Raw genomic sequence first — 1,195 nt, 5'->3', positions numbered from 1 at the left:
CAAAGCTGACTGGAGCATTCATTACCTGAGGTAACAATTACTCGATGATGCTGCCTACAACACCGGCGCCTACGGTACGGCCACCCTCACGGATAGCGAAGCGCTCACCAGCGGCCATGGCTACTGGGTGGATTAAGGTAACGGTCATCTTGGTGTTGTCACCTGGCATAACCATCTCTACACCCTCGCCCAGGTCGATAGAACCGGTGATGTCGGTGGTGCGGAAGAAGAACTGTGGACGGTAGCCCTTGAAGAATGGGGTGTGACGGCCGCCCTCATCCTTGGACAGAACGTATACTTCACCGTCGAACTTGGTGTGTGGGGTGATGGAACCTGGAGCAGCCAGAACCTGACCACGCTCTACGTCCTCACGCTTGGTGCCACGTAATAAAACACCAACGTTGTCGCCAGCCTGACCCTGGTCTAACAGCTTGCGGAACATTTCAACACCGGTAACAACGGTCTTGGTGGTCTCACGGATACCAACGATTTCAACTTCGTCAGATACACGAACGATACCACGCTCTACACGGCCGGTAACTACAGTACCACGACCGGAGATGGAGAATACGTCTTCGATTGGTAATAAGAATGGGTGATCGATGTCACGCTTTGGCTCTGGGATGTAGGTGTCTAAAGCATTAGCAAGCTCAAGGATCTTGGCAACCCACTGCTCTTCACCGTTTAAGGCGCCTAAAGCGGAACCACGGATAACTGGGGTGTCGTCGCCTGGGAACTTGTACTCGGAGAGCAGCTCACGAACGTCCATCTCAACCAGGTCGAGTAACTCTTCGTCGTCAACCATGTCGCACTTGTTTAAGAATACAACGATGTATGGAACGCCTACCTGACGAGCTAACAGGATGTGCTCACGGGTCTGTGGCATTGGGCCGTCGGTAGCGGCACAAACTAAGATAGCGCCGTCCATCTGAGCAGCACCGGTAATCATGTTCTTAACATAGTCGGCGTGGCCAGGGCAGTCTACGTGAGCGTAGTGACGGATCTCGGTGTCGTACTCAACGTGAGAGGAGTTAATGGTAATACCACGGGCCTTCTCTTCTGGAGCGTTATCGATCTGGTCGAAAGCTCTTACTTCACCACCGAACTTCTCAGCGAGAACCTTGGTTAAAGCAGCGGTTAAAGTGGTCTTGCCGTGGTCAACGTGACCGATGGTGCCTACGTTTACGTGTGGCTT

At 53.1% G+C, this 1,195-nt stretch carries 1 protein-coding gene; it reads right to left on the bottom strand.

Going from position 1 to position 1,195, the window contains the following annotated elements; translation table 11 throughout:
- Positions 1–37: 37 nt before the first annotated feature.
- The coding region (gene tuf, locus MXE41_RS13000) for an elongation factor Tu (RefSeq protein WP_247100903.1) at positions 38–1,195 on the bottom strand (1,158 nt) is incomplete at its 5' end.

This window comes from Anaerobiospirillum sp. NML120449 (assembly GCF_023051105.1).
GTDB lineage: Bacteria > Pseudomonadota > Gammaproteobacteria > Enterobacterales > Succinivibrionaceae > Anaerobiospirillum.
Note: the sequence above shows the minus strand (reverse complement) of the source record. Positions and strands in the feature narration are given on the sequence as shown.